A 14,103-nucleotide genomic window follows, 5' to 3' on the forward strand; every position below is an offset into this window, starting at 1 on the left:
CTACGGTAGTAGCTAAATTCTTTAGAACAAGGCCCGGGCCAGAGCCTGACGTGCTGCCGAGACGCGAGGATCGCTGACGCCCACCACATCGAACAGCTCCAACAGCCGCACGCGCACGGTGTCGCGCTCGGGACCAAAATGGGTGCCGATGAACTTCACCAGACGGGCAAAGGCGTCTTCGACGTGACCGCCCGTGACATCTAGATCCGCCACGGCCAAGGTGGCCTCGAGATCGTCCGGGTCCCCGGCTGCCCGCGTTCGCAAGGCCTCGGCCTGAACCACGTTGAGCTCGGCCGCGCGCATCATGAGGTGCACCTGGGCCAGACCCACCTTGGCGACGGCGTCGTTCGGCTTTTCCGCCAGGGCCTTCTCGTAGCTCGCCACGGCGCCGGGCAAATCGCCGGCGTCGATAGCATCACGAGCGGCCTGGTGCAGGGGCGGCAGCGGCGGCTCGGGCGCCGTCTCCGGATCCGGTGCGCCTCCGAGGTTTCCGGTCACACCATTGCTCGCGGCGACCTTGAGGAGCTCGTCGAAGAATTCCTTGATCTGCGGCTCCGGCAGTTCCCCTTCAAACATGGGGACCGGCTGGCCGTTGAGCAGGGCCACCACGGTGGGCACGGCGGTGATGCCGAAGGCCTGAGCAATCTGTGGGCTGGTGTCGACATCCACACGACCCAAGGCGATCTTGCCGTTGTAATCGTTCATCAGCTTTTCCAGCACCACGGTGAGCTGCGCCGACTGGTGCGAGCGCCCCGAGCCCAGGGCCACCACCACGGGAACCTTCTGGGAGAGTTGGACGAATTCCTGGAAGCTCGCCTCGTTCACGTCCACCGCGTAGGGGGAAGCCGTGGACGGGGCGGTCGGTGCCGTGGCCCGGTTCTTCAAGGCTGAAAGGTCGACGGCGCCACGCAGGTTAAGTCCGGGCGTCGCGTTGGGAGGCATGGGGGTGTTTTGACTCATGGATTCACTCTAACTGTGCCGAGCCGCGGCGAGAAAAAGTTCTCGCCGCGGGTGAAACTTCAGGACTGTGGCTTGCGTCAGTGCGCGAGGCGCACCAGGCCATGGGCCTACTTGAATGTGCCACCAACCAGGTCACGCTGTGCGGACAAGAGCGTGATCGCCGTGTCAGCGCCGGCCGGCGGGATGTACATGACCACGGGCTCGGCATAGTTCAGCGTGAAGCCCGTGGTGGTCTCGGTGCCACCGGTGAAGACGGCGGCGTCGGGTCCAACGGTCAACTTAGCCTCGGCCTTGCTCGTGGCGTCGATGCCAAAGGTGTAGCGAACTACCACCATGGCACCACCATCGGAGGTGCGCAGGGACACGATCGATTCGGTGCTGGCCGTGTGGCTGAACACGTAGCTGGCGTCCTTGGCGTCGGCAACGACCTTCTTCTGCAGGTCAAAGACACTCGTGATGTAGATGCTGTCCTTGAAGGAGTCCTTGAAGGAGCTATCTTCCTTCGTCAGGCGGTCGCTGAGCGCGGAGACGGCGGCATTGGGGCTCATCAAGAGGTCTGTTGCATCGTCCTTGGCGACCTCCTGTGTCCCCTCCTTATCGACGGCGGGAAGCGTCTGGCCCGGCAGCAAGGGCGTTGCCTTGGTGAGCTTGTAGTTCTCGCGGGCACTGGCCTGCGTGAGCGTCAGCAGCTGCGGGAGCTCGTTGTTCTCACCCTTGGTCACGAACATGGCCGAGCGTGGCCAGGTCTGCGTCGTGGTGACAATCTTGGCCAACAGCGGCGTGGCGTTGACAGGTTCTACGGCCGGCTGAGTGTCAACGGCGGAGCGGATCTTGTAGTTAGCGGTGCGAACCTCCAAGGCCGTGCCGGAAACGCGTGATTCCAGTTCCTTGGCGTTCTTCGAGTTGTCACCGCTGGCCACGGCCTGGGCCACGGAGTCGGCGATGCGCTGCACCTGGCTGTCGAGCAGGTTCGGGAAGCCGGCGGTTTCACTCGCCGCGGACGCCGTAGCGGAGGCAGCAGGCGTGGCCGAGGCGTCAGGGCTGGCCGACGGCGTGACGACGTCATCGGCCATGGCCGGGCTGACGCTTCCAGCCAAGAGCACGGCGGCTAGGGCCGCACCCCAGCGAGCCTTGCTCTTCATGGTGTGCACCGGACGCGCAACGGCAGTGGCGCGGAATTCGCTGCTGTCATTCTTGCTGCCTGCTTCCTTGTCGGCGGCGGCCTTCTTGCGTGCTGCCGCACTCCAGCGGGACGGCTTGCCTGACGTGCCACCCTTGCCCTTTCCTGAGCCGGAGCCGGAATTGGCGTCGTGATCGGAGTCCTTGTCCTTATCCTTCGTAGGTGCTGCATCCTGAGCCTCGGCGGGCGTTTCGGAGTCCTTTTTCCCAGGCACGATGATCTCACCCGGCAAGGCAATCGGCAGCGCCGAGGTGGCATCGTTGACGGGCGCCGTGGGAACAGCGGCAGTCGCGGCAGCAGCGCCGTCGACCGTGTCCTTCGACGCGGCCCGACGGATATCGGCGATCGTCTCGTGGGCCGGGGCGGAAGGCTCGGACTTGGCGCCCTCGCGAGCGGCCAGGATCTTCGCTACCTCAAGGGCGCCCGTGGCCGGATCGGCGGGGCGAACGGCGGAACGTCGTCCGGCCTCAGCCGGCTTGCTCTTGCGCGGGGCAATCAGGAAGAACAGTGCGGCCAGGGCCAGCAGCGCCGAACCAATGACCATGAGCGGAATGGCCCACGGGGTTCCTGCCTGATTGTCGACCGTGACGGAGATGTCGGTGGGGGCAGCAGCCGTGCCATCCGAGGACAACAGCAGCGCCCACTCGCCGTGACCGGGAGCCTGCCAGGTGTAGCTCATCTCGCCGGTACCCTTTTCCTCGCTGACCCACATATCGGAGCCGGTGGGGTTAGGCACGGTGGCGGCACCGGCCGTGCTCTGCGTGGTCAGGGCCGTGAAATCAGCGTTGGCGGCACCAACCTTGGTGTAGGCGGCATCGCCGATCCAGCCCATGATGTCGTCAACACGGGCGACGGCGAGCTGGATGGGGCCATCATTTTTAATGGTCATGGTGAACTTGCCGTCGCTGGTATCAAGCAGCTCGGAGCCAATGACAGTCAGCGGCGCGGGGCTGGAAACCGCCGGAACGCTGGCCGTCAGCGTGGCAGGCGGAAGCCAGATGGTGCGCTGGCCAATGCCAGAACCCAAAATCAAGAGGCCTAAAATGGCCAGGACGATTGCTATTTTTGAACGCAAGAACTTACCTAACATCGGCGGAACACTGCTGTGATCGTTAGTTCAAGGGTAACCGAACCGTTATCTCGTGGTCATGTCTCTTTGACTATTCTCACGTTTTATCCCTCGTGGCTCTCCGGTCGGGCCGGTCCGCGCTGGTACTCTCGAGGCACGAATGAGAATCGCAACCGCAACGCCCCCCTCCCGATCCAAAGGCAATCCCGTGACCTCGTCCACTCCACCCAGTTCAAACGCTCCCGAGGACATTCCCGCCCTGGGCAAGGCCTCCCCCACCACGGACGACGGCGGCACCCCCGTTCGCGCCGCCAGCGGCGAGTTCCCTGCCACGCCTGACTCAGACGACGAGCGCGTGGCGGCCCCGGTCTCGGCCAACACCGCGGTCCGGCGAGACAAGCGTCAAGATGCCCCCAAGGGCTGGCGCGCCTGGGTTCTCAAAACCGTGAGCCAGCCGATTCCTGGGGCGCAACCCCGCGTGCGTTTTGATCTGCCTGTGGAACCCGGGGGCCAGCACGAGGTTCCCGCCGAGGAGCCGATCCAAAGCTCCAGCATGCTGCGGCACCCGATTTACTTTGGCTTCATGGGCACGGTGGGCGTGGGGATCGCCTTGTTCCTGAACTACATTTTGGCGAACACCGAATCCCTGTTGTTGTGGATTGTCACGGCCCTCTTTATTGCTCTGGGCCTGGATCCGGTGGTCCGCTGGTTGGAACGGCGTAAGGTTCCGCGCGGCCTCGGCATTGTCGTGGTCTTGGTGGCCCTGCTGAGCGTCGTGGCGATTTTCTTTGCCACGCTCATCCCCACCATCACGGAACAAACAACCCAGCTGGTCAATAAGGCACCGATCTGGATTGGGGACTTCTTAAACTCGGAGTTCTTCAAGCAGCTCGATGTCCAGTACCACGTGCTCGACACCGTCAATGAGCAGGTGGCCAAGTTCTTCCAGGATGCCCAAGCCGTCGGTGGCATCTTTGGCGGCGTCGTGGGCGTGGGCACCACGATCGCCAATGGCCTCTTCGGCACCTTGATTGTGCTGGTGCTGAGCCTGTACTTCCTGGCGTCCTTGCCGGCTATTAAACGGTGGGGCTATCGTTTGGCCCCGCGCTCTCGCCGGCAGCGGGTTGAGGAGCTCAGCGAGGAAATCACGCGCGGAGTCGGCAACTACGTGATTGGTCAGGTGTGTGTCGCCGTCCTCAATGCCGCGTTCGCGTTCATTGTCATGACGATCCTGAACGTGCCCTTCACGGTGTTGCTGGCGTTCCTCGTGGCCCTTCTGGCGTTCATCCCCCTTGTGGGTGGCACCATTGCGGCCGTTGTGGTCATTGCTGTGAGCCTGACAGTGGGCTGGCAGACGGCGCTCATCTACGCCATTTGCTATCTGGCCTACCTGCAATTTGAGGCGTACTTCATCTCACCTCGCATCATGCAAAAGGCCGTTGCGGTCCCCGGTGCCGTGGCCGTGATCTCTGTCATTGCCGGCGGCAGTTTGCTCGGTGTTCTGGGCGCCTTGATCGCCATTCCCACCGCCGCCGCGGTCATGTTGCTCGTCAAGGAAGTCTTCATTGCCCGCCAGGACAAGGTCTAGCAGGGAGTCAGGCTAGATCGCTGGCAGGGCGGCTACGGGGCCTTCCCAGTCCAGTGGCAGCGTGACGTCCTGACCCAGCACGGTCGAGACCAGCTCATTCAAGGCCCGGGCCGCGTACTTCTCGCCCACCCACAGATGCTTGGCGCCATCTACGGGCACCAAGATGGCCTGCGGGACCAGCGCGAATCGCTGCGCTGCCTCGTCGGGGCGCAGATAGTCATCAAATTCCGGCACCAGCACCGTCAACGGCTTTCCAAATCCGGCCCACTGTTGCAGGTCGGCGTCCTGCGCGCGGTGCAGCGGAGGCGAGAGCAACACGGCTCCCTCGATGGAGTCGGCGATCGGCGCCGCGGCACCGTATTTCAGCACCAGTTCGGTGCCAAAGGACCAACCCACGAGCCAGCGGTTCGGCAAGCCCCGGGCCACGGCAAACTCCACGGCCGCGGCAGCGTCCAAACGCTCCCCGATGCCCTCGTCGAAGCTGCCATCGCTCGTGCCTCGGGGTGAACTCGTGCCGCGGGTATTGAAGCGCAGAACCGCAATGCCGGCCAAGGCGGGCAGACGGTAGGAGGCCTTCTTATATACATGGGAGTCCATGAAGCCGCCGTGTGTGGGCAGCGGATGCAGCATGATCAAGGTGGCGTTGACAACGCCGTCAGCGGGCAGTGCCAGCTCGCCCACCAGGGTCAGCCCATCGGCTGTCGTGAGCTCGATGTTTTCACGCACGGCCGGCAGGATACTTGAGGCCCGAATGGGGCCGCTGGATTCTGAGAAATTGAGGGAGGCGGGGTCAAATACCATGCCCTCAAGACTACCTGTAGCGGTAGCTACGCCCACGCCAGCAGTTGCTGTGCCAGTGCCGACGGTCCCGCAGCCCGGCCTCATCGCCGAACATGGCGTCTTCTTGCCAGACCACCAGGTGTGAGACCCCCGGGTTGATCTGGTGGTGGCATCCGGGGCAGCTGTAGACCTTTTGGGCGTTGCCGGCGCTGATGGCACGCACGGCCCAGACGCCGTCGGGCGCCGATTCGCTCGCGGGAATGCCCATTCTGGCCCGGTTGAGGTTCAGTTCGCCCGCGTCGTTTGCGTCTGCCGGCCGTCTCGAAGATGTTCGACGGCGGCGGGGCTGGTTGGAGCGGGGCATTCCTCCATTGTGCCGCACGGGTGCCTCAGTCGCGAAGCCGAGCCGCTAGAGTGGAGGACGTGCGTTTAGTGATTGCCAAGTGCTCCGTCGATTACGTCGGACGCCTCAAAGCCCATCTTCCCCTCGCTGTTCGATTGCTGTTGGTCAAGGCCGACGGCTCCGTTTTGGTGCATTCCGACGGCGGTTCCTATAAGCCGCTGAACTGGATGAGCCCCCCAGCCACCCTGCGCATCGTGAGCCCGGACGACGTCGAGCTTGAGGACGGAGTCATCTCCCAGTGGATCGTGAAGTCCACCAAGGCCGATGAACAGCTCATCATTAACATCTATGAAGAGCTGCACGAGTCCAGCCATGACCTTGGGGTGGACCCCGGCTTGATCAAGGACGGTGTCGAGGCCGATCTGCAGCGGCTTTTGGCCGAACAGATCGAGCTCCTGGGAGTCGGTTTCACCTTGATCCGCCGCGAATACTTCACCGCCATTGGCCCCGTGGATATTCTCGCCAGGGATTCGGCCGGCGCTACGGTCGCCATCGAACTCAAGCGCCGCGGCGATATTGACGGCGTGGAACAGCTGACGCGTTATCTGGAACTGCTCAACCGCGACCCGTTGCTCGCTCCTGTGCGGGGCATCTTTGCCGCACAGCAGATCAAGCCACAAGCCAAGACCCTGGCCAATGATCGTGGGATTGAGTGCAAGACGCTGGATTACGACGCCATGCGCGGCGTAGATGACAGCGCCTCACGCCTTTTCTAACGCCGTTGGCGTGTGCCTTGACTAGACTTGAGGCATGACTGATCTGACTTCCGCGCCCGCATCCGAAAAATTCCTCATCCACGGCGATCTCGTCACCGATCGAGGAATTGTCAAGGCCGGTCTCCTCGTGATTGACGGGGACCGGATCGTGTATGCCGGACGTGCCGACCACTTTGACGAGCCCGGCTTTGCTAGCAGCGATGTTCCCGCGGCCAATGTCATCGCCCTTCCTGCGGGACAGCGCATGCTGCCGGGCCTGGTCGATATTCACAACCACGGCGGCAACGGCGGCGACTTCCCCAGCGGCGACGAGGCCTCGGCCCGCGTGGCCGTGGACTTCCTGCACCGGGCCGGCACCACAACCCTCCTGGCCAGCATGGTCACCGCCTCCCCCGAGGATCTCCTCAAGGGCATCGGCGTCTACGCCAAGCTCACGGAGGAAGGCCTGTTGGCAGGTATCCACCTCGAGGGCCCGTTCCTCTCCCACGCCCGCTGCGGCGCTCAGAATCCGGCCTTCCTGCTGGATCCCGATCTGGAGCTGACCGCGCGGCTCATCGAGGCCGGACGCGGCGCCATCATCACCATGACCTACGCCCCCGAGTTGCCCGGCGCCGATGATCTCGTTGAGCTCCTCACGAGCCACGGCATCACCCCCTCACTCGGCCACACGAATTGCGACACCGTCACGGCCGCCGAGTCCTTGGAATTGGCTCGCGAGGGCATGGACTCTGCCGGGTTCGACGGCGTCTCCGGACGTCCCACCGTCACTCACCTTTTCAACGGCATGCCGCCCATGCATCACCGTGCGCCGGGCCCCGTCGCCGCGTGTCTGCGTGCTGCTGGAGCCGGGAACGCCGCCGTCGAACTTGTCGCCGACAATACGCATCTAGATCCCGAGACCGTCAAGACGGTCTTTGCGCTCGTGGGGGCGGCAAACGTGGTCCTCGTGACCGATTCCATGGCCGCGGCCGGCTTGGCTGACGGCCAGTACATGCTGGGCCCCTCCCCCGTGACCGTGACGGACGGCGTGGCCACCTTGGATGCCACCGGCTCGATCGCCGGCGGCACGGCTACCCTGCTCGATGTGGTGCGTCGCACCACGGCCGCCGGTGTGGAGTTCACCGACGCTCTCACCTCCGCCACGAGCGTTCCGGCCGCCATTCTGGGGCTCACGGACGAGCTGGGCTCGCTGCGCCGCGGCCTGCGCGCCGACGTCATCATTGTTGACGAAGAACTAACCCTCCAGCGCGTCATGCGTGCCGGACATTGGCTTAGCTAGTTCAGGGCTTTGAGCGCAGCATCTTGGCCACGGAGCGCACCGAAAGCGTCGGCATATAAGCCTGCGCCACGGCACCACCCATGGCCGGCAGCGACAACGGGTCCTGGTACATCAAATACCAGGACTCGTGCCGGGGCTTGAAGCGCTGCTTGAAGTTCGCCAGGGAGGCAAAGCCATAGACGGGTTCCAGGGTTCGGGCCAACAGGCCAAGGACCCGGCCCAGGCTGTTGTCTTGCTCCTGACTATTGGCTAGCGGGGATCCCGAGAGGGAAATATATTCCACGCTTTCCTTGAAGTGATTCACGGCCTCGGCAATCAAGAACTCCATGACGCCGTTGTAGGCTCCTGAATTGCGCCGCATGAAGTCCAGCGTCCAGCTCACCACCTGGCCGTGTGAATACACGGGGAGCCAGCTTGTCACGGCGTGGATTCGTCCCGTGTCATCGATGGCCAGGCAGAGCTGGACGTTCTCATCCTTGAGTTCCTCCAGGCCGCCTAAGGTGAAGCCCAATTCGGGCAGGGCCTGGCCCGAGACCCAGTCCTCGGAAATCTCATGAACCTGGGTGCGTTGCCCGCTGCTGAGCTGGCCGTAGCTGCTCCACTGCGCACTCACGCCCAACTTGCCGGCCTTGTTGACGGCCGTGCGAATGTTCTGCCAGTCCTTGCCTTTGAACTCCATGGTGCGCACATCCAAGATGGTCTCGGCGGCCACCGGGACCTTTTTAAAGCCCCGCTCACACAGAGCCTCAACCGTCTCCTGCGCCACAGAATAAGAGGCCGGGGTCAAGGACTCTTGCGCGCAATAGTGGATGAACTCATCCAGGGCCGCCGACATCTCCGAGGCCTCCCCGATGGGTCCGCCCACCGTGACGGCAACACCGTTGTGTTCCTGATAGGCAACCGCAACTGACTCCGTGGCGTTAAACCAGTACTGATTGCCGCTCCAGAGCGTCATCCACGACAACGATCCGCCGCCTCGGCGCACGAGCGCCTGGGCCTTCTCATGCTGGCCCTCCTCGCTGCGCCGAGCCCTGCTCAGGAAGACGGTCAAGATGCTCACACCGCTCACGAGCCACAGCAGCACGCCACCATAGCTAAAGATCAGTTCGGAAAAGAAGCCCCGCGGATAAACACTTTCCGCATAGCTGAACGGGAAGGGATACGGCAAGATCAACCGGGGAATGCTGGCGAACAAGCCCTTCATCCCGAGACGGCCGTGGTCGTTGTCCTCGAGCAGCCACACGAGCGCATACAGCCCCACGAGCACCAGGACCACTAGGGGAAGGAACACCGCGATGCGGCGACGGCACGCGGGATCGGGATCCACCCGGAAATGGTGTCGCCCTGCCACCAGCAGCCCCGCGATGACCACAGGAACCAGCACCACGGGCAAGAGCTCCCACACCGACTCGTTGATGTCGATGGTGCGGTGCCCGTGCCGAATCGGCATTCCGAGTCCGGCAAAGACTTGGAAGTAAAACGCCGAGATGACGCCGATCAGCAGGTGCGCATACACGGCAATCCACAGCGCCAAACGGTTTCCACGACGCAGCCCCTCCGCGCAGGCCAGCAGCAACACCATGGGCATGAGCGCCAGGAGATGACCGCTTGATCCCAGCAGCCCCAGATGCTCACCTGCCACATGGCATCCACCGGGCAAACAACCACCGCTGACCGGATCCTGAGTCGTGATCCACGTCCGCAGCACGGCCAGGGGCCCCTGCGGCACATGCGCCATGGCCGCCACAAGCGGCCCCACGGCAAAGACGGAGACAATCAAGGCCAGATTCGTGCGGACTTCCCGCGAGGTCGACCGGGCGATGCTGCCTGTTCCGAGTGCCGGAAGGGCGAGCTTGCCGATCACGAGCCCCACCACCACAGCCAGCAAGATCAACACGTGCTGTGCATGGCCAACATAGACGCTGAGCATCACGGCGATGGCGAGCATGAGCACGCGCACACGCCGGCGCCACAGCAAGGCAATCCCCTGACTGGCGGCCATCAAGGCGCCGGCCGAGGCCGCGAACGGGCCCAGGAGTGTCGCCCGCTCAAAACCGTCAGGCATATCCAGCCCCACCCTGCTACTGACCGCCACCAAGGCACCATAAAGCACGACGGCGGTCACCTGGCTTGCGATGAACAAGACAGTCGCGCGCCAGGTCCCCACCATCACCTCGGCAAGTCCCAGCACCAGGCCCACCACGGCCACGCCCAGCACCATGGACGCGGTGCTAGAGCTCAAGAGCACCGTGGTGAGAACATTCCACCAGCGCCCCTCGAGCAGATCGATACTCTGAAAACCCCACACTCGAGTGGGCAGATCCGCCAGGCGGCCCAGGAAACTTCCCGAGACCACATGCACCACGACGACGGCGACGATCAGTGTCGCCGTCAACGGCGCCTGAGCAATCGAGCGCACCACGGTCCCCCACACGGCAGCGCCCGCATCCCTCACAGGAGACCGATCCCGACAAAGGTAAAGGCCAGGCCCTTGGGGAGCGCAGCGTTGACCACGGACCAGGAATGCCCGCCGGGGTAACTGGCCGACTCGATGGTCATCCCGGCCTGCCGCGCTGCCTTTTCAAGTATCTTCACATTGGCAGAATACTGTGCATCCTGGGCTCCCGCCGCAAACCAGCCCCGCACCAGCGGATATCTATTCTTAGCTAACAAGGTCAGTGGCACCTGAGCGTCGAAGGCTGCGGCATCTCCCTTGAAGGCCCGATCGATCGTGAGCTTCCGGTCAACCGTCAGGGCTGGCTCCTTTTCCGGGGAAACCGCCAGGAACGAGGAATAGACGTCAGGATGCCGCGTGACCTGCTGCACCGCGCAGGTGCCCCCATAAGAGAAGCCACCGATGGCCCAGTGGGCGTGGTTGGTATCGGCATCAAGATGGGTCTTGATCCAGTTCGGCACGTCCTGTGCCATGTAACTATCCGCCTGCGCCAGCGAAGAATTCAAGCACATGGTGTTGGCCGAGGAACTGCCATTGGGATCGGGAATCACCACAATGGGCGCCACTCCCTCATGCCTGCTGGCATAGCTATCAAGGGTCTTGACCAGGTCCGAGGAGTGCAGCCACGCCTCCGGGGCGCCTGGTTGACCACTCACGAGCACCAGAACAGGCAAGACGGGGCGCTGACTGGCGGCGTAGGCCGGAGGCAGGTACACCATGGCGTCTCGAGCCTGGAATCCCGAGACCAGACCCGGGATCTTCGTGGCAAACACGGTGCCAGCAGTTGGCAGATCCGCGGCGCCATGCCAGCGCGCGGAGACGGGCGTGGCCATGAAGTGGGAGCCAACGGCCAGCTGCATGCGCGGTGGCGCCGCCTCGGCTATCGCGATCGGCGGATTGAGCAACGACCCCACCGTGGGGTATTGGCCAAAGGAGGCATTGACCTGGATACCCACGAACAGGATGAGCACCACGGTCGCCACACACGCTAAGGAGCGCCGCACGGCGGAGGTGCGCCCACGTGCGCTGCGCCGACGACGCAAACCGCCTAACGCCGTCGTACTTCCCAAGGTGAGAACCCACATCAGGAGGGCCAGATACAACACCATGGAGAAGGGCAGGTCTTCGGCCCACCAGAAGAAGACATGGATGACGGCCCAGCAGCTCAGGGCGCTCAGGGCCAGGGCGGCCATTGCCGTGATCACGGCGAAGATCCACCAGCGCAGCGATCGGCGCAGCAGCAGGAAAAGCACCGCGAGGGCGCCCAGCATGGCCGAGACTATCGGGACCGCTCCGCTGATCAGGCTCAGCTCATTCAACCAGTCCACGGGACCACCATATTCTCTCAAGGTGTTCCACGCAGTGATGTGGAAGCATTGTGAGATTAGTCCTCAGGGCTGGGTGTTAACCGAGAGCTAGCTGAGTGCGCGCCGGTTGCGGCATACGACGTGGGTCACACGGATTGGGCGCTTAGCGCCAGGTGCCAACGCCTGTGTGCGGTCCGGCCTCAAGCCAGGACGACAAGCCAGCGTAAGCATCAAATTTCATCGCCAGGAGAACCTCTTCACCGTTGTATGACAAGGCCACAATAACTGTTCCCGGAGGGACACGGGTGAGCTCTTGTTCGGTGGGTTCGCGGCGGCCAAGCAAGGAGATTTTGCTCCGTGCCATGGTTTTGGACGGCAACGGGCTTAACGAAAAGAGCCGAAGCCACTCAAGGCCCGACTCCCGATAACGACAAACCCCCATTGCCCAACGATGATTCGCTGAGCAAATGGAGGCGTCCACCGTGCCCAGGGCGCGCCGCAACATCATGCGGCGCACCCCGAACAGGCACAGTGTAATAACAACTAGCAGGAAAATTCCCGCCAGTGCGATGAACGCGAATACGGCTTCGTTCATCAATTGATTGCTAGCGAATCCCTGAGCCAGACGTTGCGCCGTCTTTCAACTGCGCGTTGTCTGCAACGATCACGACTCGGTTTTCATCAACCGAGAAGAAGCCACCGTCCACTTCAACAAAGAAGCGGGCTCCGTCGACAGGTGCAATCTCCAGCAAGCCCGGCGCCAAAACGGCGAGCAATGGAGCGTGACCGGCCAAAATACCGATCTCGCCTTCGCTGGTGAAACCCTTGACGAGGGTCGCTGCACCGGACCACACAGCGTGGTCCGCCGCGACGATTTCAACTTCGAGGTTAGCCATGATTACTTGGTCGATTCCTGGATTTTAGCCCACTGACGCTCAACATCATCCATACCACCGATGTTGAAGAACGCCTGCTCGGCAATGTGGTCGACGTCGCCGTTGCAGATAGCGTTGAAGCCTTCGATGGTGTCCGCGATGGAAACCGTCGAGCCTTCTTCACCCGTGAACTGCTTAGCCGTGTAGGTGTTCTGTGACAGGAACTGCTGGATACGGCGAGCACGCGATACAACGATCTTGTCCTCTTCACCGAGTTCGTCGATACCGAGGATCGCGATGATGTCCTGAAGTTCCTTGTTCTTCTGCAGGATCTGCTTAACACGGACAGCCGTGTCGTAGTGAGCCTGGCCAACGTACTGCGGGTCAAGGATTCGTGACGTGGACGTCAACGGATCGATGGCCGGGTACAGACCACGAGAAGCGATTTCACGGGAAAGTTCCGTAGTCGCATCCAAGTGGGCGAAGGTCGCGGCCGGGGCCGGGTCCGTGTAGTCATCAGCAGGCACGTAAACGGCCTGCATGGACGTGATGGAGTGACCCTTGGTCGAGGTGATGCGCTCCTGGAGGAGACCCATCTCATCGGCGAGGTTAGGCTGGTAACCCACAGCTGAAGGCATACGGCCCAACAGGGTGGAAACTTCCGAACCGGCCTGCGTGAAACGGAAGATGTTGTCAATGAAGAGCAACACGTCCTGGTTCTGCACGTCGCGGAAGTACTCGGCCATGGTCAGAGCCGACAGAGCAACGCGAAGACGCGTTCCCGGCGGCTCATCCATCTGACCGAAGACCAGCGCGGTGTCCTTAAGAACACCGGCTTCTTCCATTTCAACCCAAAGGTCGTTACCTTCTCGGGTACGCTCACCAACACCGGCGAATACCGAGGTACCACCGAAGTTACGAGCAACACGGGTGATCATTTCCTGGATCAGAACGGTCTTACCGACACCGGCACCACCGAACAAACCAATCTTTCCACCCTTGATGTACGGGGTGAGCAAGTCAATGGACTTGATACCGGTCTCGAGCATCTCCGTGGAGCCCTCAAGGCTAGCAAATGCCGGAGGCTTGCGGTGGATGGGCCAGCGCTCGGAGATGTTCAGCTCCGATTCCTTCACATCGAGGGGTTCGCCCAAGACGTTGAAGATGTGACCCTTGACGCCGTCGCCAACAGGCACGGAGATCGGGGCGCCGGAGTCCCGCACGCTGGCACCGCGGACGAGTCCGTCGGTAGCCTGCAAGGAGATGGCGCGAATGAGGCCGTCGCCAAGGTGCTGGCTGGTCTCGAACGTAATAGTTTTGGTCTCACCGTTGAGAGTGATCTCTGCGGCGAGTGCGTTGTAAATGGCGGGAATGCCGTCGGCCGGGAATTCGACGTCGACAACCGGGCCGATGACGCGCGCAATGCGGCCTGTGGCACCGGCCTTCGCAGCGGTTCCCTGCTCGTTAAGTTGGGCAGTCATCTCTCTCACT

The 14,103-nt window shown here is 62.7% G+C and carries 12 protein-coding genes; 3 read left to right on the forward strand and 9 right to left on the reverse strand.

The window, feature by feature from the left end; all coding sequences use genetic code 11:
- Nucleotides 1-21: 21 nt before the first annotated feature.
- Both CVS30_RS03160 and CVS30_RS03165 read right to left on the reverse strand, forming a co-directional pair.
- Complete coding sequence (locus tag CVS30_RS03160) at nucleotides 22-960, reverse strand: tetratricopeptide repeat protein (RefSeq protein WP_110483856.1); 939 nt, start codon at nucleotides 958-960, stop codon at nucleotides 22-24.
- 107 nt (nucleotides 961-1,067) lie between these two features.
- Complete coding sequence (locus CVS30_RS03165; RefSeq protein ID WP_146233316.1) at nucleotides 1,068-3,215, reverse strand: hypothetical protein; 2,148 nt, start codon at nucleotides 3,213-3,215, stop codon at nucleotides 1,068-1,070.
- Nucleotides 3,216-3,417: 202 nt separating this feature from the next.
- Here CVS30_RS03165 and CVS30_RS03170 point away from each other — a divergent pair, with 202 nt between their 5' ends.
- A complete protein-coding gene (locus CVS30_RS03170) occupies nucleotides 3,418-4,797 on the forward strand; it encodes an AI-2E family transporter (RefSeq protein WP_370800315.1) in 1,380 nt (459 codons plus the stop codon).
- 12 nt (nucleotides 4,798-4,809) lie between these two features.
- Here the strand turns inward: CVS30_RS03170 and CVS30_RS03175 are convergent, their stop codons facing one another.
- Together CVS30_RS03175 and CVS30_RS03180 are read right to left on the reverse strand one after the other, a co-directional pair.
- Nucleotides 4,810-5,598, reverse strand: a complete 789-nt coding sequence (locus CVS30_RS03175; RefSeq protein WP_110483859.1) for an alpha/beta hydrolase — start codon at nucleotides 5,596-5,598, stop codon at nucleotides 4,810-4,812.
- Nucleotides 5,599-5,608: 10 nt separating this feature from the next.
- The gene (locus CVS30_RS03180; protein ID WP_110483860.1) at nucleotides 5,609-5,941 is read right to left on the reverse strand and encodes an Rv1322 family protein; all 333 of its coding nucleotides are present in this window, start codon (nucleotides 5,939-5,941) and stop codon (nucleotides 5,609-5,611) included.
- A gap of 59 nt (nucleotides 5,942-6,000) precedes the next feature.
- Here CVS30_RS03180 and nucS point away from each other — a divergent pair, with 59 nt between their 5' ends.
- Together nucS and CVS30_RS03190 are read left to right on the forward strand one after the other, a co-directional pair.
- Nucleotides 6,001-6,696: an endonuclease NucS gene (gene nucS / locus CVS30_RS03185; RefSeq protein ID WP_110483861.1), complete on the forward strand. Its 696-nt coding sequence runs from the start codon at nucleotides 6,001-6,003 to the stop codon at nucleotides 6,694-6,696.
- Nucleotides 6,697-6,730: 34 nt separating this feature from the next.
- On the forward strand, nucleotides 6,731-7,975 hold the full coding sequence (locus tag CVS30_RS03190) for an N-acetylglucosamine-6-phosphate deacetylase (protein WP_110483862.1): 1,245 nt from the start codon (nucleotides 6,731-6,733) through the stop codon (nucleotides 7,973-7,975).
- Nucleotide 7,976: 1 nt separating this feature from the next.
- On the opposite strand, the gene CVS30_RS03195 is transcribed toward CVS30_RS03190, so the two are convergent.
- From CVS30_RS03195 to atpD, 5 genes are all read right to left on the reverse strand, one after another.
- Nucleotides 7,977-10,430, reverse strand: a complete 2,454-nt coding sequence (locus tag CVS30_RS03195) for a bifunctional lysylphosphatidylglycerol flippase/synthetase MprF (protein ID WP_146233319.1) — start codon at nucleotides 10,428-10,430, stop codon at nucleotides 7,977-7,979.
- Nucleotides 10,427-11,758 (reverse strand): alpha/beta hydrolase, encoded by a 1,332-nt coding sequence (locus CVS30_RS03200; protein ID WP_110483864.1) that lies wholly within the window; start codon nucleotides 11,756-11,758, stop codon nucleotides 10,427-10,429. Before CVS30_RS03200 ends, CVS30_RS03195 begins: the two co-directional genes overlap by 4 nt.
- 142 nt (nucleotides 11,759-11,900) lie before the next feature.
- Nucleotides 11,901-12,332 (reverse strand): DUF2550 domain-containing protein, encoded by a 432-nt coding sequence (locus CVS30_RS03205; RefSeq protein WP_110483865.1) that lies wholly within the window; start codon nucleotides 12,330-12,332, stop codon nucleotides 11,901-11,903.
- Between the two features lie 10 nt (nucleotides 12,333-12,342).
- On the reverse strand, nucleotides 12,343-12,633 hold the full coding sequence (locus tag CVS30_RS03210) for a F0F1 ATP synthase subunit epsilon (RefSeq protein ID WP_110483866.1): 291 nt from the start codon (nucleotides 12,631-12,633) through the stop codon (nucleotides 12,343-12,345).
- 2 nt (nucleotides 12,634-12,635) lie between these two features.
- Nucleotides 12,636-14,093 carry a F0F1 ATP synthase subunit beta gene (atpD, locus tag CVS30_RS03215; protein ID WP_110483867.1) on the reverse strand — a complete coding sequence of 486 codons (1,458 nt, stop codon included), beginning with the start codon at nucleotides 14,091-14,093 and terminating at the stop codon, nucleotides 12,636-12,638.
- Nucleotides 14,094-14,103 lie beyond the last annotated feature (10 nt).

The sequence above is a fragment of the Arthrobacter psychrolactophilus genome, assembly GCF_003219795.1.
Classification (GTDB): Bacteria; Actinomycetota; Actinomycetes; order Actinomycetales; family Micrococcaceae; genus Specibacter; species Specibacter psychrolactophilus.

Excerpts from the sequence above, each read along its gene's own strand:
- atpD (WP_110483867.1), bottom strand. The coding sequence starts at position 14,093 with ATGACTGCCCAACTTAACGAGCAGGGAACCGCTGCGAAGGCCGGTGCC.
- CVS30_RS03160 (WP_110483856.1), bottom strand. The coding sequence starts at position 960 with ATGAGTCAAAACACCCCCATGCCTCCCAACGCGACGCCCGGACTTAAC.
- CVS30_RS03180 (WP_110483860.1), bottom strand. The coding sequence starts at position 5,941 with ATGCCCCGCTCCAACCAGCCCCGCCGCCGTCGAACATCTTCGAGACGG.
- CVS30_RS03210 (WP_110483866.1), bottom strand. The coding sequence starts at position 12,633 with ATGGCTAACCTCGAAGTTGAAATCGTCGCGGCGGACCACGCTGTGTGG.
- CVS30_RS03205 (WP_110483865.1), bottom strand. The coding sequence starts at position 12,332 with ATGAACGAAGCCGTATTCGCGTTCATCGCACTGGCGGGAATTTTCCTG.
- CVS30_RS03175 (WP_110483859.1), bottom strand. The coding sequence starts at position 5,598 with ATGGTATTTGACCCCGCCTCCCTCAATTTCTCAGAATCCAGCGGCCCC.
- CVS30_RS03190 (WP_110483862.1), top strand. The coding sequence starts at position 6,731 with ATGACTGATCTGACTTCCGCGCCCGCATCCGAAAAATTCCTCATCCAC.